This window comes from Methylocapsa polymorpha, from assembly GCF_045689225.1.
Classification (GTDB): domain Bacteria; phylum Pseudomonadota; class Alphaproteobacteria; order Rhizobiales; family Beijerinckiaceae; genus Methylocapsa; species Methylocapsa polymorpha.
Genome location: NZ_CP136862.1, coordinates 1,941,507 through 1,963,578 on the forward strand (window position 1 = coordinate 1,941,507; position 22,072 = coordinate 1,963,578).

21 protein-coding genes are annotated in these 22,072 nt (G+C 61.1%); 6 read left to right on the top strand and 15 right to left on the bottom strand.

Annotated features, from left to right (window positions below; genetic code table 11):
- Positions 1–34: 34 nt before the first annotated feature.
- The 4 genes from moxJ to RZS28_RS08915 form a co-directional block, all read right to left on the bottom strand.
- On the bottom strand, positions 35–949 hold the full coding sequence (moxJ, locus tag RZS28_RS08900) for a methanol oxidation system protein MoxJ (protein ID WP_407340949.1): 915 nt from the start codon (positions 947–949) through the stop codon (positions 35–37).
- Positions 950–1,086: 137 nt separating this feature from the next.
- Positions 1,087–2,976 carry a methanol/ethanol family PQQ-dependent dehydrogenase gene (locus RZS28_RS08905; protein ID WP_407340950.1) on the bottom strand — a complete coding sequence of 630 codons (1,890 nt, stop codon included), beginning with the start codon at positions 2,974–2,976 and terminating at the stop codon, positions 1,087–1,089.
- A gap of 418 nt (positions 2,977–3,394) precedes the next feature.
- On the bottom strand, positions 3,395–4,030 hold the full coding sequence (locus RZS28_RS08910) for a response regulator (RefSeq protein ID WP_407340951.1): 636 nt from the start codon (positions 4,028–4,030) through the stop codon (positions 3,395–3,397).
- A gap of 51 nt (positions 4,031–4,081) precedes the next feature.
- On the bottom strand, positions 4,082–5,479 hold the full coding sequence (locus tag RZS28_RS08915; RefSeq protein WP_407340952.1) for a histidine kinase: 1,398 nt from the start codon (positions 5,477–5,479) through the stop codon (positions 4,082–4,084).
- 272 nt (positions 5,480–5,751) lie between these two features.
- Between RZS28_RS08915 and RZS28_RS08920 the strand changes: the two genes are divergently transcribed.
- The 3 genes from RZS28_RS08920 (at position 5,752) to ada (ending at position 8,638) form a co-directional block, all read left to right on the top strand.
- On the top strand, positions 5,752–6,348 hold the full coding sequence (locus tag RZS28_RS08920; protein WP_407340953.1) for an SRPBCC family protein: 597 nt from the start codon (positions 5,752–5,754) through the stop codon (positions 6,346–6,348).
- Complete coding sequence (locus tag RZS28_RS08925; protein ID WP_407340954.1) at positions 6,345–7,322, top strand: beta-propeller fold lactonase family protein; 978 nt, start codon at positions 6,345–6,347, stop codon at positions 7,320–7,322. Before RZS28_RS08920 ends, RZS28_RS08925 begins: the two co-directional genes overlap by 4 nt.
- Before the next feature lie 230 nt (positions 7,323–7,552).
- Positions 7,553–8,638 (top strand): bifunctional DNA-binding transcriptional regulator/O6-methylguanine-DNA methyltransferase Ada, encoded by a 1,086-nt coding sequence (gene ada / locus RZS28_RS08930; RefSeq protein ID WP_407340955.1) that lies wholly within the window; start codon positions 7,553–7,555, stop codon positions 8,636–8,638.
- A 27-nt stretch (positions 8,639–8,665) separates the two neighbouring features.
- On the opposite strand, the gene glcF is transcribed toward ada, so the two are convergent.
- The 11 genes from glcF to RZS28_RS08985 all read right to left on the bottom strand — a co-directional run bounded on the left by glcF (position 8,666) and on the right by RZS28_RS08985 (position 18,376).
- Entirely contained in the window at positions 8,666–10,003 is a 1,338-nt protein-coding gene (gene glcF / locus RZS28_RS08935) for a glycolate oxidase subunit GlcF (protein ID WP_407340956.1), read from the bottom strand.
- A 1-nt stretch (position 10,004) separates the two neighbouring features.
- Positions 10,005–11,216, bottom strand: coding sequence for a glycolate oxidase subunit GlcE (gene glcE / locus RZS28_RS08940; protein WP_407340957.1), 1,212 nt, complete (start codon positions 11,214–11,216; stop codon positions 10,005–10,007).
- A gap of 35 nt (positions 11,217–11,251) precedes the next feature.
- Positions 11,252–12,622, bottom strand: coding sequence for an FAD/NAD(P)-binding protein (locus RZS28_RS08945; protein WP_407340958.1), 1,371 nt, complete (start codon positions 12,620–12,622; stop codon positions 11,252–11,254).
- A gap of 81 nt (positions 12,623–12,703) precedes the next feature.
- Positions 12,704–13,669, bottom strand: a complete 966-nt coding sequence (coaA, locus tag RZS28_RS08950; RefSeq protein WP_407340959.1) for a type I pantothenate kinase — start codon at positions 13,667–13,669, stop codon at positions 12,704–12,706.
- A gap of 63 nt (positions 13,670–13,732) precedes the next feature.
- Positions 13,733–14,062 (bottom strand): phosphoribosyl-ATP diphosphatase, encoded by a 330-nt coding sequence (locus RZS28_RS08955; protein ID WP_407340960.1) that lies wholly within the window; start codon positions 14,060–14,062, stop codon positions 13,733–13,735.
- Positions 14,059–14,877: an imidazole glycerol phosphate synthase subunit HisF gene (gene hisF, locus RZS28_RS08960; RefSeq protein WP_407340961.1), complete on the bottom strand. Its 819-nt coding sequence runs from the start codon at positions 14,875–14,877 to the stop codon at positions 14,059–14,061. Before hisF ends, RZS28_RS08955 begins: the two co-directional genes overlap by 4 nt.
- A 27-nt stretch (positions 14,878–14,904) precedes the next feature.
- Complete coding sequence (gene hisA, locus RZS28_RS08965) at positions 14,905–15,645, bottom strand: 1-(5-phosphoribosyl)-5-[(5-phosphoribosylamino)methylideneamino]imidazole-4-carboxamide isomerase (protein WP_407340962.1); 741 nt, start codon at positions 15,643–15,645, stop codon at positions 14,905–14,907.
- Positions 15,642–16,292, bottom strand: coding sequence for an imidazole glycerol phosphate synthase subunit HisH (gene hisH / locus RZS28_RS08970; protein WP_407340963.1), 651 nt, complete (start codon positions 16,290–16,292; stop codon positions 15,642–15,644). The genes hisA and hisH overlap by 4 nt, the downstream gene beginning before the upstream one ends.
- The gene (locus RZS28_RS08975) at positions 16,289–16,750 is read right to left on the bottom strand and encodes a DUF2628 domain-containing protein (RefSeq protein ID WP_407340964.1); all 462 of its coding nucleotides are present in this window, start codon (positions 16,748–16,750) and stop codon (positions 16,289–16,291) included. The genes hisH and RZS28_RS08975 overlap by 4 nt, the downstream gene beginning before the upstream one ends.
- 126 nt (positions 16,751–16,876) lie before the next feature.
- Positions 16,877–17,470, bottom strand: a complete 594-nt coding sequence (gene hisB / locus RZS28_RS08980) for an imidazoleglycerol-phosphate dehydratase HisB (RefSeq protein ID WP_407340965.1) — start codon at positions 17,468–17,470, stop codon at positions 16,877–16,879.
- Positions 17,471–17,641: 171 nt separating this feature from the next.
- Entirely contained in the window at positions 17,642–18,376 is a 735-nt protein-coding gene (locus tag RZS28_RS08985; protein WP_407340966.1) for an autoinducer binding domain-containing protein, read from the bottom strand.
- Positions 18,377–18,996: 620 nt separating this feature from the next.
- On the opposite strand from RZS28_RS08985, the gene hslV reads away from it, so the two are divergent.
- The 3 genes from hslV (at position 18,997) to trpS (ending at position 22,061) form a co-directional block, all read left to right on the top strand.
- Positions 18,997–19,572 carry an ATP-dependent protease subunit HslV gene (gene hslV, locus RZS28_RS08990; protein WP_407340967.1) on the top strand — a complete coding sequence of 192 codons (576 nt, stop codon included), beginning with the start codon at positions 18,997–18,999 and terminating at the stop codon, positions 19,570–19,572.
- A 41-nt stretch (positions 19,573–19,613) separates the two neighbouring features.
- Positions 19,614–20,921, top strand: coding sequence for an ATP-dependent protease ATPase subunit HslU (gene hslU, locus RZS28_RS08995; protein WP_407340968.1), 1,308 nt, complete (start codon positions 19,614–19,616; stop codon positions 20,919–20,921).
- Positions 20,922–21,026: 105 nt separating this feature from the next.
- Positions 21,027–22,061, top strand: coding sequence for a tryptophan--tRNA ligase (trpS, locus tag RZS28_RS09000; RefSeq protein WP_407340969.1), 1,035 nt, complete (start codon positions 21,027–21,029; stop codon positions 22,059–22,061).
- Positions 22,062–22,072 lie beyond the last annotated feature (11 nt).

Sequence of the window (22,072 nt, forward strand, 5' to 3'; positions counted from 1 at the left end):
TTCAATTTGTTGTCTGCGTTGAGGCTCGCTTCGTTCAAGAGCCGGCCTTGAGCGTGATCACGGCTTCCTCAGCCAGAATTTTCTTGATCTCGGGCTGCGCCTTTGCGATAGCGACATTCAGTTCTTCGCGCAGCCTATCGTCGCCTATGCGCACGCCCATTGCTGTATCGAAATGCTCAGGGACGCTCTTGCCGCCTGAACCAACCGAATCGTTCGGGATTATGGTCACCGTAAGCGGGGTCGACGAGGACTTGACATAGCGGGCGACTTCAGGCTGGAACGCGACGGCGAGATCGGCGTTGCCATCGACAACCTCCTGCACGAGCTTGTCGGGCGCGACCTGCACATATTGGTTGCGGCGCGACTTGTAGCCGACCAATGAATAGAGATAGTTGAGCTCGCCTTCGAATTTCCCGAGCGACTTCAGCATTGTTTCCCCGGGCGATCCAAACTCTACGGCAATGTTGTTTAACTGCGGGATGCGGGGATCGCTCCAACTTTTGATGTCGAGCTTTTTATCGCGGCGCGAAATGAACGCATAGCCCGAGCGATAATAGGGCTGCGTCGTCAACACCCGCTCGTCGCCCGCATCCAGTCCGGCGACGACGTCGCAAGCCTTTTCATTGAGGAGATCGCGGACAAGATAGATCGCCGGCCGATTGGTGAAAACAAAGGCCGTCTTGCGGCTCATGGCCTTCGCTACGGCCTTGACGATTTTATCTTCGAATCCTTGTTCGTCGGAAGTTGAAAACGGCGCATTGGCGGAAGAGGCGCAGACGCGAAGAACGCCAGGTTCAGCCGAAACTTTCGTGGTTGTCGCTTCGGCGGCTTGCGGCGCAATCTTTGTCTGCGCGCCCGCAGATCCAACCGCGACGGCGGCGAGACCGGCGCCAAGCAGCGCGCCGGCGCCTCGAAAGAGGCGGCGCGGAGACTTCACTTCATTATTCATGGGAACACTCTCGTGGTCTAATTGAGCCGCGTAAGAAGCCTCGACGCGACTCGCTAAGGGCGGGCGAATACCGACGCTGCACCGCAGTCCGCCGCTCCGTCACGATCCGAATTCGTGACGGAGCCGCATCAAGCCGCTCAGTTCGGGTCGTATTCGCCAACCTTCGGGTCGTCGTAGGGGCCGTGACCGCCCAAGGAGAAGACCATCACGCCGCCGCCTTGCTTGGTGTAGCGCTGCAGGTTCTTGAAGGCGCCGACGGCGCCGAGCCCTGCGCTCGGGTCTTCGAGGTCGAAGACCATTCCGACGCCCGGCCAGCCGCCGACCCCGTAATAGATCGCGACATATTGGACGCCCTTGTGCTCAAAGGTGATCGGATAGCCGACAACGCCTGAAGGCAGCTTGAACTTCCAGAGCAACTCGCCGGTGCGCGTGTCGCGCGCCTTCAGGAAGCCGTCGAGCGTGCCGTAGAAGACGAGATTGCCGGCCGTCGAAAGAGTTCCGCCCCAAACGGCGAAGCGCTCCATCTTGTCCCATTTGATTTCGCCGGTAATCGCATTGTAGGCCTTGATCTGGCCGAGGCCTTCGTAACCTTGCCGGTTGCCTTTGGGGCCTGGATACATGGACAAGGTGGCGCCGACGAAGAATTGTCCGGCGCGATAGGGCAGCATGAAAGGCTCCCAATCCATGCAGATGTGGTTTGCGCCAAGCAGGAAGATCTGCTTTTGCGGATCGTAGGAATCGAAGCCTTGGTTGTGGTATCCCATCGCCGACGGACAGATGTCGCGGCCCTTGTGATCCATATAGGTCGCATATTCTGGGTCGCGGATCGGAACGCCAGTCTTCATGTCGACGCGCTTCACCCAGTTGACGGTATCGTCAATCTTATGCGTTGAAACGAGTTCGCCGCTTTCGCGATCGAGGTTGTAGATAATTCCATTGCGGTCGGGATGGGTCAGAAGCTTGCGAAGCTTGCCGTCGCCGTCCTTTTGCTCGCTGAGCATCATGACGTTGACGCCGGCGTAATCCCATTCGTCATGCGGAGTCTTCTGATAGCCGAACTTGGCCTCGCCAGTGTCGACGTCGCGGCCGAAGATCGTCATCGTCCATTTGTTGTCGCCCGGCCGCATCGTCGCGTTCCAGGGCGCCGGATTGCCGGTGCCGAAATAGACGAGGTTCGTGCCGGGGTCGAAGGCATACCAGCCCCAATTGGTGCCGCCGCCGATCCTCCATTCATCGCCTTCCCATGTCGCCAAGCCGAGCCCGGTCTGGCCATACTGAGGGTTGCGAAGGTTAAAATCCTTGGCGAGAAGGAGGTCCTTGTCCGGGCCGGTTGCGTAGGCGCGCCATTTCTTCTCGCCGCTTCGCACGTCATAGGCTGTGACATAGCCGCGAACGCCAAGCTCGGCGCCGGAGCTGCCGGTCAATACTTCGTCCTTCACGACATAGGGCGCCTGCGTTTCGGTCGCGCCGACCTTGATGTCGGCGTTCTCAATCTCCCAGTAGGTCTGGCCAGTATCGGCGTTCATAGCGACGAGATGGCCGTCGAGCTGGTTCTTGAAGATGAGCGCCGGGGTCTTGCCGTCGCCGGGCCAATAGGCGAGGCCGCGGTTGACGACGTCGCAGCATGCGACCGCGCGGGCGGAGGCGCTTTGCTTGGGATTGTGCTCCCATACGATCTTGCCCGGATTGTCGAGATCGAGCGCATAAGTTCGATTGGGGAAGGGCCCGTTGATGAACATCTTGCCATTGACGACGAGCGGCGCGCCTTCATGGCCGTTGAGAACCCCGTCCGAGAATGACCAGGTCGCGCGCAGCTCCTTGACGTTCTCAGTATTGATCTGGGCCATGGGGCTGTAATTGTCGGCGGCGTAGGTCCGGCCCGGCATCACCCAATTCTCATTGCTTTTCGAGAGCTCGATGAGCTTGTCATTGGCCATCGCCGTCGGCGCGACGATCGCCGCGGCGGCGAGCGTCGCCAACACGGAAACAGAGGTCAAAAACCGGCGCCTGAATGGAGTCTTCTGCATGAACCTATCCTTGTCTTTCCACCCACAGACCGCTCACGCGCCGCCAATTTCAGCTTGGCTGTCGGCGCCATATGATGTGGCGGCTATACTTGAAACGCGGCCTTAATTATTCGGCGCGCATGATGCATCAGTCGCGACAGTACTAATTTCAGCCAATTAAAATGCAAGAACAATAAGTCTACAATAGAATTGAGTTACTGAATAATAGCATTGATATATTCTATATCACTCTGGAAAAATACATTGGCGTAAGAGAACTCTACGCCGCCCTCCACACAGGCGGCGAAATGAGCCAGATCGCTGCGTCGCTAGGCGTGGATGCTTTTATCGAAGCTATTTCGCCGCGCTCAGTCTTTGATCCGACGACAGATCTAGCGCGCCGCCGGCGGAAGGGCGCGCGTCGCTGCGACGATGACGGCTACGTCTTCGTTCTGAGCTCGACGGCGAATTTTATCAGCGCCGAGCTTGTTGTTATGCGCAGCTTCTGTTTGACGGCGGCGACGGCGTTGGCGACGGTTTTGTAGCCGAGCGCCAGCTGAACTGAAATCTCGGTCATGCTCTTGCCTTCGCCGAGCAGCCGCATGATTTGGCGTTCTCTATCGTTCAGGTCGCGCAGCGGGTCGTTCGCGGGGGCGAGATTGGCCATAGCCAGATGTTGCGCCACCGCTTGGCCGAGATAGACGGCGCCCGAGAGAACCTTATCGATCGCTTTGAGGATCGCGTTCGGATCGTCATTTTTTGTGATGTAGCCCTTGGCGCCTTTTTCCAAGGCGCAAGTCACGAAACTCGGCGCCTCATACATGCTGAATATGATGACTTTGGCGTGCGCATTGTCGGCAAGAAGCTCCGGGATGATGTCGAAGCCGCTCGCGTCGGGCAATCCGACATCGAGGACGATCACATTTGGAGCGAACTCTCGATTCCTGGCGAGGCCGGCCACCGCGGAAACCGCCTCCGCCATCTCGATGTCGGGGCGTCGGTTGAAAATGCGCTGGCATCCGTCTCGAACAATCGGATGGTCTTCAATCACCAGCACCTTTACACGGTCGTTCATGCCGCCTCGATCCTTCAATCCTGGGCCGTGAGCCGGAGCCGAGCCCGATCGTCACGCGGCGACATCGGCGACGGGTATGACGGCTTCGATCAATGCTCCGGCGCGCGCGCCATTCGAAACATTGAACTGACCGCCGAGCTTGCGGACGCGCTCGCTCATGCCGAGGAATCCAAAGCCGAATCTGAAATCGGCCGGCAGGCCAACGCCATCGTCCTCGACTGAAACATGGATGCTGCGGCGGCTTGCGGTCGAGGCGGCGAGGGAGTCGTCGTGGTTGGCGTTGATCTCGAGCGCGACGCGAACGCTCCTGGCCCTTGCATGGCGAGCGACATTGGTCAGGCATTCCTGAACGATGCGATAGCTCGTAAGGCTCACCTCCTCATCGAACGCAGGCTGCTCGGGAGGAAGGCTGACCTCGCAGTCGACGTCGCGGTGCGCCGCGCGCCATTCCTCGACGAGATGCCGTGTGGCGTTGAGCAGGCCGACTTGATGCAAGATGACCGGACGAATGCGTTCAAGGATTCGATAGTTTTGCTTTTGAATCGAGTCGGCGAGCGCCGATATCGCTTCGGCGCGGCCGATGATTTCGTGTCTGCGGTCAGCGTTCAGGTCCGCCGAGGCGTCCTCGATGATGCAAGAGGCCGCAGCCCTGATGCCAAATAAAGACGCTCCGAATTCATCGTGCAGTTCGCGCGCAAGCTCCTTGCGTTCGGCCTCCTGGATCGACATCAGGCGATCGATCAGCAGATGATTGTCGGCTTCGGTCCGCGCCAGGGATCGGGCGAGCCGATTGAATTGCTCGCCGATCTGGCGCAGCTCGACGACGCATATTTCGCCAAGCCCTGAAAATTGTCCGCGTTGCAGACGGCCAAGTCCATCAACGAGATCATTGAGCGGCCTCAGCATCTGATTCGCGGTTAGCGAGATTAGCGTCACGATTCCTGCCGAAATCGCGGCGAGGAGATCAGTCAGGAAAACAAGCCCGCTCCAGATTTCCGCGACCTCGTCGGACGGTTTCGTCCACATGACGAGTTCGCCATGCTGCTCGCCCTTGATGGTTACAGGATAGGATTTGACGATCCTTTCAGGTTCGAAAAAATCCCTGAACCATTTTGGCGCCGCCGCATTCGGGGCCGCCGGATCAGTGTAATCATTGGGCCCACCCCCATAGCGCTTGTAGCGAACGCTAATGTGCCGAATATGGGCCAGTTCATCCTGCAGTTGCTGCAAGGCCTCCTCCGGCTTCGCGGCTACTACGACATCGTCGAGCGCATATCCAATCAGAATGCTGCCAAGATTTACGCCCGAAGCAATTTCAGAGCTGATGCGGTCCTTGGCGTCGTAAAGCGTCACGAAGATCGCCGCGACGATCCCGAGGGCGAGCAGGCAAGATGGGATGAGAATGAGCCTCGCGCGCATTGAGGCGCTCGCGCGCATGAAATAGAGCATCTTAGGACCTCTTCGACTCGTCTTGCGCAGCCTCGTCCGTTTCCAACGATTGGGTCGCCAGGGTCATGGCTCTCCGGGCCTTGCGGGTAAGCCGCCCGACGCCTGGAAAAGTTCCCATAGAAAATGGATTAGTTCCTAAATACAATAGAATAAATCCGTATAGATGAGGAGGGAACGAAATGTAGCGTCGTTTAATACTATCATTATTCTGTTGCTTGTGAAACGCCTCATTGCTACTGGAGAAATTTCAGTGATGGCAATTCGAGGTTTCTATGAATAAGGCGTCAGGTCGTCTGCAGCGTATAGTCGAAAGCCGCTCGGAGCGCAGGAGAGCAATCATAATTTTCGCCGGGGCCGCCATTGCGGCCTCCATTATCGGGCTCGACGCTGAAGCGCATGGTCCGACGCCGCATAAGATCGATGAGAGCGTGGCGATCGGCGCCAAGCCCGAGGCGGTCTGGGCGCTGATCGGGGATTTCGCAAACTTGTCTAAATGGCATCCGCTCGTCGCTGAAAGCTCGGCGAAATCGGACGAGATCCAAGGCAAATTGCGGGTGTTCACTTTGAAGAGCGGCGGTCAGGTTGTCGATGGCCTCACCGAATATGATCCGTCGAAGATGACCTACTCTTATCGCCGCGTGGACGAAGATGTGAAGGCGCTGCCGGTGAGTTCCTACACGGCGACGATCACGGTCGAGCCTTCCGCCGATGGGACGGCCAAGGTTGAATGGATCGGGCGCTACTATCGCGGCGATACCGGCAATGATCCTCCCGAAGAGCTGAATGACGAAGCAGCGACGAAGGCGATGACCGACTTCTTCCAAAGCGGATTGCGCAATCTGAAGAGTCTCGCAGAGCATAAAGGGTGAAGTTCTCGTTGCGTCGGCGTCTCGCGCAACTCGGACTTCTCATCCTTGGGGCCATATGTCCCGCCACTGGCGCCCTGGCTGCTGATATTCTTTATGTAGCCAGTCAGGAGGCGTCATGCGTTAGCGAGATAGAAGCCGGCGCCTCGAGCGAACTGCTTCGAATCGCGACCTTGCGGGAGCCCGTTGGCTTGGCTTTGTCGCCCGACGGGACGCGTCTTTTTGCAACGCACCCGGAGAGCGGCCGGATCAGCGTCATCGATGTAGCGCAGGGAAGCGTCGAGAGGTCGATTTCCTATCCTGGCGCGCCTTTCGGTATAGCCGCCGACACTGACGGAAGCCATATTTTCGTCGATGATTGGAGCCGCAACCTAGTCTCGAAAATCGATGTCGCGACCGGCGCTATTGTGAACGAGGCGCCGGTCGGCCGTTCGCCCGCCGGCCTTGTGGTCGATTATGCGAGACGTCGTCTTTTCACAGCCGACCGAGAAAGCGATTCGGTCAGCGTGCGCGACGCCGACACGCTTGCCGCAATCGCTACTGTCCCCGTCGGCCGGGCTCCTTTCGCGATAGCGTTTTCGCCGGCGTCGCGGCGAGTCTATGTCGCCAATGTGCGCAGCAACGATCTTACCGTGATCGACGCGGACGCCCTGCAGGTTGTCGCAAACTTGCCTGTCGGCAGCATGCCTTATGGCGTGGCGGCTTCGCCGGATGGAGAACGCATTCTCGTCTCCAATCAAGCCGCGGGCTCCGTCTCGCTGATCGACGCGAGAAGCTTGAAGATCATCGCGGCGATAAAGGTCGGCCAATATCCGGAAGGCGTAGCCTTCAGCTCCACGGGCGATGTAGCCTTTGTCGTCAACTGGTTCTCCGACACGATTTCGGTTCTCGACATCGCGCGCGAAACCGAGATACGACAGATAAAGGTCGGAAGCGGGCCGCGCTCATTGGCGATAGGCCCTTCGAACGGAAAGTGAGGCGTCCGAAGACGCGCGTAAGGCCGGCGCGGACGCCTAATTTGAAAGCAAGAGCCGGAGTGCGCCCCGCGATCGCGACGGTTACATTAAAGCCTGTCGATCTGATCGAGCTTTTCGATGTGGCCATGCTCCGACGCGTCTGCATTTGAGCGGCTCCTTTTCGATCATGAGCTTCAGCCCGATCAAGAAGCGCTCCAGCGCGCGACATGAATTGGCGAAATGATGCGAGGATGAAGGCTGTGATCGACAAGTCCAAGCACGCCGAAGCGCCGGCTCATCTGGACCCGCGATGGCCGCGCCTTGTCGCGCGGGATCGTGCGTCCGACGGCAAGTTCTTCTATTCCGTCAAGACGACCGGCGTCTACTGCCGCCCGTCATGCGCAGCCCGCCTTGCAAGGCCGGAAAATGTCAGGTTCCACCCGACTTGCGAAGACGCCGAGCAGGCGGGATTTCGTCCCTGCAAGCGGTGCAAGCCGAATGAGCCTGCGCTCCTCCAGCAGCGCGCGGCGAAGGTTGCGGACATCTGCCGGACCATTGCGGCCGCCGAAGAGATCCCGAGCCTCGATGCGCTGGCGCGCGCGGCGGGGCTCAGCGCCTATCATTTCCACCGGGTCTTCAAGGCCGCGACCGGCGTGACGCCAAAGGCCTATGCGATTGCCGAACGGGCCAGGCGCGTCCGGGACGGGCTGGCCAAGCCGGATGCGACCGTGACGGCGGCGATCTATGAGGCCGGCTTCAACTCCAATGGAAGGTTCTACGAAACCTCGGACCAGATGCTCGGCATGACCCCAAGCCAATATCGAGCTGGGGGCGCCAACGCCGAAATATGCTTTGCAATCGGCGAATGCTCACTCGGATCCATCCTTGTGGCGCGAAGCGAGCGCGGGGTTTGCTCCATTCTCATGGGCGATGATCCGGACGCGCTCGCGCGGGACCTGCAAGACCGTTTTCCACATGCGCGCCTGATCGGCGGCGACGCGGCGTTCGAGGACATGGTCGCCAAAGTGGTCGGCTTCGTCGAAGCCCCGGCGCTAGGCCTCGATCTGCCGCTCGACCTGCGCGGCACGGCCTTCCAGCAGCGCGTCTGGCGGGCTCTTCAGGAGATTCCCGCTGGCTCCACGGCCAGCTATGCCGAGATCGCCAAGCGGATCGGATCGCCCAAGTCGGCTCGCGCAGTCGCCCAGGCCTGCGCCGCGAACGCCCTCGCGGTGGCGATTCCCTGCCACCGCGTCGTGCGGACCGATGGCGCGCTCTCCGGCTATCGTTGGGGCGTCGAACGCAAGCGCGCCTTGCTCGAAAGGGAGGCCAAAACTTGAGTTCGCCGTAAAAGCCGAATTCGCCTGCTATTTCTTCTCGCTCTCGAAGCGCTCTCGACTCTGGCCGATTGCAGCCGGTTGTGGCCCGCCATAGGCGAAATCGAGAAGCTCGATCGTGTGAAGCACGGGAATGTCCATGCCGCTCGCGATCTGCGTCATGCAGCCAATATTTCCTGTAGCGACCAGATCGGGAGAGGTTTTCAGAATATTGGCGATCTTTCTGTCGCGCAGCGCCACAGCTAGCTCCGGTTGAAGAATATTGTAGGTTCCGGCGGAGCCGCAGCACAAATGCCCCTCGGGAACATCGCGCACCCTGAAGCCGGCTTGCGCCAAAAGTTCTTTCGGCAAAGCGTCGATCTTCTGGCCATGTTGCATCGAACAAGCGGATTGATAGGCGACCGTGAAAGAAAGCGCGCCGCGCGGCTTCGGCAGTTCGAGCGTCGCGAGAAATTCGGTCACATCCTTGGCGAGCGCCGACACGCGCGTGGCCTTGGCGGCATAGGCTGGATCATTGCGCAAGAGGAAACCATAATCCTTGATCATGGTCCCGCAGCCTGAAGCTGTAATGATTATGGCGTCGAGGCCGCGCGTTTCGATCTCGGCGCTCCACACATCGATATTGCGCCGCGCTTGGGCGAGAGCTTGCGCCTCCTCGCCCAAATGATGGACGAGCGCGCCACAACACCCTTCGCCGCGCGCCGGCGCAATCTCGACGCCGAGGCGCGTGAGCAGCCGGATCGTCGCATCATTGGTCTCCGGCCGCAGGATTTTTTGCGCGCAACCGCTCAACAATGCGACGCGGGCGACTGGCTCCGCTTGCGGCTTTATCGCGCCGCGCTTTCCAAAGGATGAGGCTCGCGGTATTCGCTTCGGCGCAAGCCGCAGCATGGCCGCGAGCCTTTGGCCTGTCTGGCCGAAGCGCGCGAGAACCGGCGCCAAAGGCGCGGCGAGGGCGCCCGCTCGCAAGGCGAGTCCAAAACGTCGCGGATAAGGGAGAACAAAACCCAGCAAGCCGCGAAGGGTTCGCTCCGAAAGCGGTCTTCGATAGGTCTTCTCGATCCGCGCGCGCGCTTCATCGACGAGATGCATGTAGTGGACGCCGGATGGGCAGGTCGTCATGCAGGCGAGGCAGGACAGGCAGCGGTCGATGTGCAAGACCGTCTCGGCGTCTGCGGGCCGATCCTTTTCGAGCATCTCCTTGATGAGATAGATGCGCCCGCGCGGACTATCTAGCTCGTCGCCGAGCAGCACGAAAGTCGGGCAGGTCGCGGTGCAAAAGCCGCAATGGACACAGGCGCGCAAAATCTTCTCCGCCTCCGCAGTGGCGGGGTCGGCAAGCTGCGCCAGAGAAAAATTCGTCTGCATGTCAGAACTCGGCGAAGAGGCGTCCGGGCTCCAGAATCCCGTGCGGATCGAAAGCGGCCTTGAGCCGGCGCGACAGAGAAGCGAGCGCCTCCAGCTGCGGCTCGAACACATCCATCTGCGCCCGAAGCTCGGCAGGGGCGCGAACAAGGGTTGCATGGCCGCCGCCATTTTGCGCGATCGCGCGCCGAATGACCGCGGCGCCGGCGTCTGAGCCAACTTCCGGCGAGGGTTCGAGCGCGAGCCAGACGAGGCCGCCGGACCAGTCGAACAAAGCCTCGCATGGGAAAGCCTTGGCCGCGGCTTCGGCGATTTTCGGTCCGGCCGTCGGCGCGACGGAGATCTTCCAGATAAGATTTTCACTCGGGTTGGCAAGCGGCGCGACATCGCGGATCGCCCGCCAAAGACTATTTGACGCCGCAGGGTCGAGCCGTTCGGCGGCGGCGAAAGGCTTCAGGCTCGCCGCCAAGCGCTCGAACCGTTCGTTGACGGAAGGCGCGAACCCTTCGAGGCGCAAAGCGGTGATCGCAGTTGGAAACCCCTGGCGTTTCGCGGATAAAGCCGGCAAATGCGCCGCGCCGGAAACATCGACCGGCGCGCCCATCGCGGCGCAGAGCGCTTCTATGGCAGGGGCGGGCTCGAGGCCTGGGAGAATGAGGGTCGCGAGAGTTTCCGCGCGCGGCAAAACTTTGAAGGTGATTTCGGTGGCCACCGCCAACGTTCCGAAAGATCCGGCGAGACCGCGCGGAAGGTCATAGCCCGTTACATTCTTCACCACCCGGCCGCCGGCCTTAAAGGCTTCGCCGCGGCCGGAGACGGCCTTCAGGCCCAGTACATGGTCGCGCGCGGCGCCCGCCTTGATGCGGCGCGGCCCGGAGAGATTGGTCATGAGGCAGCCGCCGAGCGTGCCAGGCCCCGACCCATGGAGCGCGCCGAAAGACATGGGCTCGAAGGCGAGCTCTTGGTTTTGCGCGGCGAGCAGCGCCTCGATCTGCTCGATCGGGGTCGCGGCGAGCGCGGAAATGACAAGCTCCTCCGGTTCATAAAAAATCACGCCTGAAAGCGCGGAAAGGTCGAGGCTGCGCAAGGCTTTCCCCGGCCTGCCCAGCGCCGATTTGGAGCCGAGGCCAGTGATCGAGAGTGGCGTTTTCGACGCCGCCGCGAGGGTCACGGCGGCCGCGACCTCGGCGGGATCGGCGGGGACGAGAGGGGACATTTTTTCCTGCGTAGAGAACCTGAGGCTTAGAGCCATTACGAAGGGTTTTTCGCGGTCAATTCGGCTGCGATCTGCGCCGCCTGAACGCGAATGTCGGGGATGGCGACGATCTCCCAAAGAGCCGCGCGGGTCAGGGGGCCGACCGCCAGAATGCGTTGCGACGCCTTCCCGGATTGAGCGATGAGTGCGCAGTTCGCGTCGACGTCGAGCCCTATGCCGAGGGGATCCGGTCGGGCCAAGCCCTGATCGAGAAGGCTTCTGAGGATCGGATTTCTTGTGTCGGCGGGGTCCGGGGCGAGGCCTCTGCAATCGAATATCCTCGCCACATTCAGAGTTTCGATCCTCCGCTCGCCGCGCGGCCTGTACTCCACCGTCGCTCCCGAGTCCGTCCGCGCGACGCCGCCGAGCTTTCCCGCGACAATTTTCAATTGCCGACTCGTCATCGCCGCCTTCAGACGCGCGGCGATTTCGGGCGCCATGCGATGTCGATGGACGTTCCACCAGGATCGCGCATGTTCGAGAAAACGGCGCCGCGACTCCTGCGGCAGATGCCGCCATATTTTTTGGGTATGCGGGCGGATGCCGTCGACGACCGAGCGCCAGTCGCCGCCGCGATCGATCGCCCATTGCGTCTGCTGTCGAAACCAGCGCCATAAATAGCCGAGGCTTGTCCCAAAGGGCACGTCGGCCGCGTCGAACGGCAAGGGATCGACAGGGCGGTGGACCTGAGGCAGGAGGCCATGGCGCGATATGGCGACGATCTCGCCGAGATGGCCCTCGTCGAGCAGCGACAGAACCGCATCCACCATAGTCAGCCCGGAGCCGAGGATCAAGACCGGCGCATCGCGGGGCAAACCTGCGGCGAGGGGCGGGCGCCACGGGCTTGCATAAATTGCGTCGCGATTCTTGTCCTCCGCCTCATGGCCGCAAGCAAGGATCAGAAGGTCGCCGGGACAGATCGAACCATCGTCCAGAGTCACCTCCACGCCCTCGGGAGTTTCGCTCAAAGCGCGCGCTTCAGCGACAATGCGATCGAGCGGCCGAGCTTCCCCGTCGCGCGATCGATAGGGATCGAGGAGGCTTTCGAGATAGCGTCCATAGAGCGCGCGGGGGGCGAAAGAAGAGCGATCCAATTGGCCGGGAATAGATGCGCCGGCGCTTTGGGCGATCCAGCGCCAGAAGTGATCCGGGTCATCGGCGAATGCGCTCATATTTGCGGCCCGCACGTTCAAGACATGCGCGGGATTGCTGGTCGCATAGGCGAGGCCTCGGCCCAACGCGCCGCCTCTCTCGATAAGGGTAACGCGGAGATTTTCGGGATCGGCGCGCAGCAGATGCGCGGCCATGAGCACGCCGCTCGCGCCGCCTCCCACGATGACGACATGCTTCACAGAAGGATGAGCCATTGGGTCCCTTGAGATTTATCTACCCGATCGCCGGTTTTGGCGACGCTGGACTATATGGCTCATATTCGCGCTCCCGTGCGCCTACAGCTTTCGCAACTCCACTTCCTCGATGCGGTGGCTCGGGCCTTTCGTGAGGACGAGATTGGCGCGCGCGCGAGTCGGCAAAATATTTTCGCGCAGGTTTCGCAGATTGATCCTCCTCCAGATGTCGCGCGCGGTGGCTTCCGCCGCGGCGTCGTCGAGATCGGCGTATTTCTTGAAATAGGAGGCGGGATCGCGAAACGAGGTCTGCCGCAGCCGCATGAAACGCGCGACGAACCATTGTTCGAGATCGCTCTCCCCGGCGTGGAGATAGACCGAAAAATCGAAGAAATCTGAGACGAAGGGGATGGCCCTGCCGTCCTTCGCGGGGCGGTTCGGCATCAGCACGTTCAAGCCTTCGACGACAAGAATATCCGGGCGGTCGACGACAATATATTCGCCAGGGATGACGTCATAAGTGACATGAGAATAAACGGGAGCCCGGACGTGGCGCTCGCCGGCCTTCACGTCGGAGAGAAAGCGCAGAAGCGCGGCCCCATCATAGCTCTCCGGAAAGCCCTTTTTCTGCATCAGGCCTTCGCTTTCCAGCACAGCGTTCGAATGGAGAAATCCATCCGTTGTGACAAGCTCGACCTTGGGCGTGTTCGGCCAGCGCGACAAAAGCGTTTGCATGACGCGCGACAAGGTCGATTTGCCGACCGAAACCGAGCCCGCGACGCCGATAATATAGGGCGTCTTCCCGTCCTCATCGCCGAGAAAGCGCTGGGTGGCCTTGTAAAGCCCTTGAGTTGCGGCGACGTAGAGCGAAAGCAGACGCGACAAGGGTAGATAGATCGCAATGACCTCGTCGAGCGAGATCGGATCATTGAGCGATCTGAGCCGCGTGAGGTCCTCAAGCGTCAGGGTCAGCGGCGTATCGGCGCGCAGCGCCGCCCATTCGCTTCGGCTGAAGCGGTGGTAGGGAGACAGAGTCGCTGCGGCAGGAGGAGGCGCACGCTCGTCCATGCAAGGTCCTTTGTTCAAGGCCGGCTCTATGCGTCCGATGTCTTGGCAGGACCGCGCGGCGGGTCAAGGCGAATTTTTATGTCGCGCGGCTTTTTCTTCGTGGCCCGACTGCGCGGTGCGCCGCTCAAGCTCGGCGAGAACCTCCGCCAAGGGCGCGCCGCTCTGATGCAGAACGACGAGCAGATGATAGAGCAGATCGGCGCTTTCGCTGACGATCGCGTCGCGGTCCCCTTGGAGCGCGGCGATGACGAGCTCCACCGCCTCCTCGCCCAATTTCTTCGCCGCGCGCGCGGGGCCGCCGTCAAGCAGCGATTTGGTGTAGGACGAAGCGGCGTCGGCGCGGGACCGCGCTTCTATGATCGCGGCGAGATCGTTCAAAGTGAACTCGATCATTGGCCGGCCTCCGCGGCGAGGCTTGCTTCGCCCGAGCGCAATGCTGTAGGGCTCGGGTCCAAGCGCATCGGCAAGCCGAAGCTCGCCATATAGCGCTTGGCCTCGCCGATGGTGAATTCGCCGAAGTGAAAGATCGAAGCGGCGAGCACGGCGGTGGCGCCGCCGTCGTGAATGCCCTCGACGAGATGATCGAGCGTGCCGACGCCGCCGGATGCGATCACCGGAACGTTGACGGCGTTTGTGACGGCGCGGGTGAGGGCCAGATCGAAGCCGCTTTTGGCGCCGTCGCGATCCATCGAGGTCAAGAGAATTTCGCCTGCGCCGAGCGCGACGACTTCCCGCGCATAGGCGATGACGTCAAGGCCGGTCGGATGTCGCCCGCCATGGGTGAAGATCTCCCATTTGCCGGGGGCAGTCTCCTTGGCGTCGATGGCGACGACGACGCATTGGCTGCCGAATTTTTCCGCAGCCTCCCGCACGAAGGCCCGGTTCGCGACGGCGGCGGTCATGATCGAGACTTTGTCGGCGCCGGCGAGGAGAAGCTTGCGAATATCTTCTAGCGTGCGGACGCCGCCGCCGACGGTGAGCGGCATGAAGCAGGCCTCCGCCGTCCGCTGGACCACATCGAGAATGATCGAGCGGTTTTCGTGGCTCGCCGTGATGTCGAGGAAACAAAGCTCATCGGCGCCGGCGGAATCATAGGCGATGGCGCATTGAACCGGATCGCCGGCGTCGCGCAGATCGACGAAATTCACGCCCTTGACGACGCGGCCATCCTTGACGTCGAGACAGGGGATGACGCGGGCTTTAAGCATCGGCGCGCCTCTGTGGGTTGCGTTTCATCATGCCGGAGCCTTCGCCAGCCGGATCAGCTTTAGCGCCTGCGCAGGATCGAGCCGCCCGTCGTAAAGCGCCCGGCCCGTGATCGCGCCTTCGAGCTTGGCGCAATCGGGCTTCAGCAGGCGCTCGACGTCTTCGAGCGAGGCGAGGCCGCCCGAGGCGATGACGGGAATCGTAAGCGCGTCGGCGAGCGCCAGGGTCGCCTCGATGTTCAAGCCGCGCAAAACGCCGTCGCGGGCGATGTCGGTGTAGATGATCGCCGCAACGCCGGCGTCCTCGAAGCGCTTGCCGAGATCGGCCGCGGCGAGGGCTGATGCCGTGGCCCAGCCTTCGACGGCGACAAACCCGTCGCGCGCGTCTATGCCGACCGCAATGCGGCCAGGATAGAGCTTCGCCGCGCGCCGGACGAGATCCGGATCGCGGACCGCCGCCGTCCCGATGATGACGCGGGAAACGCCCTTGCCGAGCCAAGCCTCGATGGTTTTGAGGTCGCGAATGCCGCCGCCGAGCTGGGCCGGGATTTTGATTCTCTTGAGGATGGCCTCGACCGCGAGCGCATTCATCGGCTTGCCGGCGAAGGCGCCGTCAAGATCGACGATATGGAGATATTCGAAGCCTTGCGCTTCGAACCTCTGCGCCTGGGCGGCTGGGTCCTCGTTGAAGATTGTGGCCTTCGCCATGTCGCCTTGCTCGAGGCGCACGCAGCGGCCTTCCTTGAGATCGATCGCGGGGAAAAGGATCATGGCCGCCACCTGAGGAAATTGGCGATGAGCGCCAAGCCGAGCGCCTGACTCTTTTCCGGATGGAATTGCGCGCCGGCCATATTGTCTCGCCCGATGAGCGCGGTCAGCGGTCCGCCGTAATCGGTGGCCGCGATGACGCACTCTTCGCTTGTCGGCCGAAAAACGTAGGAATGGACGAAATAGGCGTGCAGGCCGTTCTCGCCCGTTGGAATATCGGCGAGCAGCGGGTGCGGCCGGCGGGCGTCGAGCGTGTTCCAGCCCATATGCGGGATGCGCAGCTCCGGGGCGGCCGCGATCGCCTCGACATCGCCTTCGATCCAGCCGAGCCCGGACGTGACCTCATGTTCGAGCCCGCGCGTGGCCATCAATTGCATCCCGACGCAAATCCCGAGAAAGGGCCTCGCCTTTTCCCGGACGGCGAAGGTCATGGCCGCGATCATGCCCGGAACGGCGTCGAGGCCGCGGCGGCAGTCGGCGAAGGCGCCGACGCCCGGCAGGACGACACGATCCGCGCCCGCGACGACGTCCGGGTCATTCGTAACCAGAATCTCGTGTGGCAAGCTGGCCTCTCGTGCGGCGCGCTCGAAGGCCTTGTGGGCGGAATGGAGATTGCCGGAGCCGTAATCGACAATAGCAACAACGCTCACCGGCGCGGCCCTGGGTCAGGAAAGACGCCGAGCACGTCTTGGCGCGACCCGGTCCCCGTCCGCGTGGCGCGCGGCTCCAACGGCGCAGGCGCCTCGAAATGACGGAAGAACGCGAATTCGGCCTGGTCGAGCGCGGGAGCGGCGATAACCTCCACGAGGTGATACCCATGGCGGACGAGCTTGCGCTCGAGCAGGCGATTGGCCTCGAGCCCGAACAGGATCTGGAGCAACAGGACGATTGTCCAGCTCGCGGCGAGGGACAAGACGCCGAGCCCGGAGAAAATCACGAGCGCGAAAAATGCGGCGATCCAAAGCGCGGCGGCGAGCCACAACTGGCGCCGCAGCAGCCAAAACGGCCCAGTCAAAAAAGCGTCCCAGGCGAAGCTCTCGCGAATGAAAGCGGCCTCGGCGACGCCTGATGCGCCTTCACCCTGCAGATGAACCGAATAGACGGCCATGGATAGGCTCCTCTGAGCGCCGCTGCGCTTGAGCATGTCCTTGAAAAAGCGACTCGACTTTTCGGCGAAGACACGCCTTCGCCTTATTCTATAGGCGAACCGTAAAACGATCCGCTTGAAAATGCTCTAGCCGGCAAGCGACCCTTTCGTCGACGGGATCGCGCCGTTTTGGCGGGGGTCCAGCTGGACCGCCGCGCGCAGGGCGCGGGCGAGGCCCTTGAACGAGGATTCCGATATATGATGCGAATTCTCGCCATATAAGGTCTCGACGTGGACATTCATTCCGGCGTGCATGGTGAAGGCCTGGAAAAATTCGCGCACCAGCTCGGTGTCGAAATCGCCGATCTTCGCTCTCGCGAATTGCGTCCTGAAGACGAGAAAAGGGCGGCCGGATATATCGATCGCGACGCGGGTCAAGGTCTCGTCCATGGGCAGAAGCACGTCGGCGAAGCGCGTGATCCCGGCCATGTCGCCCAGGGCGCGGCGGATCGCCTGCCCGAGCGCGATCCCGGTGTCCTCGACCGTATGATGTTGATCAATATGGAGATCGCCTTTCGCCTTTATTTCAATGTCGATCAGCGAATGGCGTGCGAGCTGCTCCAGCATGTGATCAAAAAAGCCGATCCCCGTTGAAATCCTGGCCAAGCCGGAGCCGTCGAGATCGACGCCGACCTCGATGTCCGTCTCTTTGGTTTTCCGCGAAATGGCGCCTTTGCGCATGAAGGGGGCTCGGCTGAGTTTGAAGCGGCTTTGGCGCTTTTTAGGGCGGATCGGGGCTGGATCGCTTGCGCTGCAAAACGCTCTAGCAAGTCGCGGCGCGCTTGGCTACCCTCAGCGCCCCGAAGCGAGCCGGGCGTTTCGCCTGTTCGACTGTTCGGTCGCGGCCCACAATCAATTGATCAAACCTGCTCGAATTGCCTTGGTGACGGCGTGGACGTGATTGAGCGCTTGCAGCTTATGGCGCGCTGAATCGAGATGCGCCCTGACCGCGCTGGTTGAGATGCGCATCGAAATCGCAGTCTCATCGACGGATTTTCCGGCGGCCGCCCATTCTAGCGCCTCGATTTCAATCTTGGTGACGACGTTGAGATCGACCGTCGGACCCATTTCGTGCAGTTCATACGCGCGCTGGTGGGCGTAATAGGCAACAAGCGTGAGGTCCTTTACGAGCTCATGGCGGCGGCCGGCCCATTCGGAGTCGCTTTCGCTGGAGGTGGCGACAAAAAGCGCCCAGAGCCCGTCTGTCGGCCCCCGAACCGGGATCGTCAAACCCTGGCAGCCGACCCCGGCTTCCTTGGCTTCACTAAATAGGCGCCGGACCTTCGCGTCCCCGCGCGGCAGGTGGGCCCAATCAACCGCGTGGACAGATCTTGCGCCGATGCTGATCACGGGGTCGATCGAAGCGTAGCGTTGGGCCTTGTAATGCTCGATCCATCCGGCGCTATAGGTCGTCGTGACAAACGGATCCGCCAGGCTGCGCCCCCGAAACGAGGGACAGAAATAGACGCTGTTCGTGAGACTGAAACGCTGCCGAATCTGCTCGATAAAGCCGTCGAGCGACTGATCAGTGAGGTTTGTCTCGAGCCGAAGCAGCGTCCGCACATCTACATCATCGAGACACGACATTATTAGCCTCGCATTGATAATTAACATTATTGCAAATGAATAATAGCGAAAACGCCCGCTCTAAGTCGGGATCGCCGACGATAGTTATGTCCGCCGACGCGTCGAATTAGCCGCCTTGCATGTTGAAAGATCGGCCGCTTCGGCCGGTCGACCCAAGCTGGTCTCCCCATTCGGGATCTCGCGAATAATTACGGCTGCAAAGGCAGGCGGCGCCGTCTTAGTCATTCCGAATTGGCCTTTCCCATTGCTTTGAGCTTGGTCCGTCTCGCCAGCAGGCGCACAGGCTCATCGCCTGATCTGGCGCGCGATCGCGCGCCATCCCAACAAATCCAGGACAAAACCCACCACTGTCAATCAACGGCTGTGATAATGATATTTTCAACATGTCTATTAGGCTTAGGGAACAGAGAAATATAGGCAGATTTTGGTCTCCCTATTATCGGCTTGCTTTAGCTAAATCTTGACTATAAGCCGGATCATACCCTGGTCGATAATTCTTACACAACCCCGACCCGCATGGGCCGCCCTTGCATCGCTTCCCGCAAGTCCATAGATGGAAGCGGCATAAGCCCTTGCCTGTGGAAAGCGCCGCGCCGGCGCGATTTTTTTAGAGAGCCTTGATGCAAGATCATCCGCCGGGCCGGGACGGCTGGCATGGGACCACCATCATCATGGTGAGAAAAGACGGCCGCACGGTCATCGGCGGCGACGGTCAGGTCTCGATCGGGCAAACCATCGTCAAGGGCAACGCGAAAAAAGTTCGCAGGCTCGCCAAAGGCGAAGTGATCGGCGGTTTCGCCGGCGCGACCGCCGACGCCTTCACCTTGTTCGAGCGCCTCGAATCCAAGCTCGAGCAGTATCCCGGCCAGCTCATGCGCGCCTGCGTCGAGCTCGCCAAGGATTGGCGCACGGACCGCTATCTGCGTCGGCTCGAGGCGATGATGCTCGTCGCCGACAAGGAGGCGGGCCTCGTGCTGACCGGCACCGGCGATGTGCTGGAGCCGGAGGCGGCCGATAAAGGCAGCAGCGTCATGGGGATTGGCTCCGGCGGCAATTATGCGCTCGCCGCCGGCCGCGCGCTGCTTGCGACCGATCTCGACGCCGAGGCCATCGCCCGCCGCGCGCTGCAAATCGCCTCCGAAATCTGCGTCTACACGAATGGCAATTTCGTCCTCGAATCGATCGCCTCGAAATGAGCGCGGGCCTCGGGGCGGTTCTTTGACGGGAAGCGATTGAGATGACCGATTTTTCTCCGCGCGAGATCGTTTCCGAGCTCGACCGTTTCATCGTCGGGCAAAACGACGCCAAGCGCGCCGTCGCGATTGCGCTCCGCAATCGCTGGCGCCGTCTGCGGCTCGAAGGCGCCATGCGCGAGGAGGTCTTGCCGAAAAACATCTTGATGATCGGCCCGACCGGCTGCGGCAAGACCGAGATTTCAAGACGGCTCGCGAGGCTCGCAGGCGCGCCCTTCCTGAAGGTCGAGGCGACCAAATTCACCGAGGTTGGCTACGTCGGCCGCGATGTCGAGCAAATTGTGCGCGATCTCGTCGAGACGGCGATCGCCATGGCGCGCGACGAGAAGCGCAAGCTCGTTCATGCGCGCGCCGAGCTCGCGGCGGAAGAGAGGATTCTCGACGCGCTCGTCGGCGTCAACGCCTCGGCGACGACGCGCGACAGTTTCCGCAAGAAGCTGCGCGCCGGAGAGCTTGACGAAAAGGAGATCGAGATCGAGGTCGCGCAGGCCGCCTCGTCAATGCCGATGTTCGAGCTGCCCAACATGCCTGGCGCTTCGATCGGCGCGATCTCGATCGGCGATATTTTCGGCAAGGCGCTCGGCAAGTCCGCGAAGCCGCGCCGCACCACGGTCAAGGACGCGACCGGCCCCTTGATCGTTGAGGAGAGCGACAAGCTGATCGATCAGGATCAGATCGTGCAGGAGGCCATTCACGAAGTCGAGAACAATGGGATTGTGTTCCTCGATGAGATCGACAAGATTTGCGCGCGCGAAGGCCGGGGCGGCGCGGACGTCTCGCGAGAAGGCGTTCAGCGCGACCTTCTGCCGCTCATCGAAGGCACGAGCGTCGCGACCAAGCATGGCGTGGTTAAGACAGATCATATTTTATTCATTGCGTCCGGCGCCTTCCATATCTCGAAGCCTTCCGACCTCTTGCCCGAGCTGCAGGGAAGGCTCCCGATCAGGGTCGAGCTTGCGCCTTTGACCGAGGATGACTTCCGCCGCATCCTTACTGAAACGGAGGCGAGCCTCATCAAGCAATATGAAGCTCTGCTGCGCACTGAAGGAGTCGAGCTTACGTTCACCCCCGACGCCGTGAACGCGCTCGCGAGGATCGCGGTTCAGGTCAATTCCACGGTGGAGAATATTGGCGCAAGGCGCTTGCAAACGGTGATGGAGCGCGTCCTCGACGAGGTGAGCTTCACGGCGTCCGATCGGTCCGGCGAGAGGATTGAGATCGACGCCGACTTCGTCGAAAGGAACATCGGCGATCTCGCCAAGAACGCGGATCTGAGCCGGTTTATTCTTTAGCATATGGCGCAGTTGAAGCCGATGCGCGGCAAACCCTTGCCATGCGCTTTGCGCCGCGGGATAAGGCTGACAAATCGCTGAGCTACGTCAGGAGCCCTTTCCCGTATGGCAAAATTCATCGAACGCGTCTTCTCCGGCGTGCAGCCGACGGGCAACCTGCATCTTGGCAACTATCTCGGCGCGATCGTCAAATTCGTCGAGCTGCAAAGAACGCATGACTGCATCTATTGCGTCGTCGATCTTCACGCGATCACGCTGCCGCAAAACCCGGAAGACTTGAAGGCGAGCATCAGGGAGGTGACGGCGGCCTTCATCGCTTCGGGCGTCGATCCAAGGCAGCATATCGTCTTCAACCAGAGCCAGGTTTCCGAACATGCCGAGCTTGCCTGGGTGTTCAATTGCGTTGCGCGCATCGGCTGGCTGAACCGGATGACGCAATTCAAGGAGAAGGCAGGCAAGGATCGCGAGAACGCTTCGGTCGGCCTTTACGCCTATCCCTGTCTGATGGCGGCCGACATTCTTGTCTATCGGGCGACCCATGTTCCGGTTGGCGAGGACCAGAAGCAGCATCTCGAACTCGCGCGCGACATAGCGCAAAAGTTCAACCTTGATTTTGCCGCGTCGATCGCCGCGCATGGCCATGGCGAAGGGTTTTTCCCTTTGCCCGAGCCCTTGATTCAAGGGCCGGCCACGCGCGTCATGAGCCTGCGCGACGGAAGCAAAAAAATGTCGAAATCGGACCCTTCCGATTATTCGCGGATCAATCTGTCCGACGACGCCGACACGATCGCGCAGAAGGTTCGCAAGGCGAAGACCGATCCCGAAGCATTGCCTTCCGAGATCGAAGGGCTCGCCAATAGGCCCGAAGCGGAAAATCTCGTCGGCATATTCGCGGCGCTCAATGGCGAGACGAAGCAGAATGTTCTGAAGGCTTTCGGCGGCGGCAATTTCTCCGCCTTCAAAGCGGCCCTTGTCGATCTCGCGGTGACGAAGCTCGGGCCGATCGGCGCGGAGATGAAGCGGCTGAAAAACGACGCAGCCTATATCGATGAGGTTCTCGTCGACGGCGCCGATCGCGCGCGGGCGCTCGCGCATGAGAATATCGTCGCGGTGAAGGATATTCTGGGCTTCGTGCGCTGACGCCAGATCAA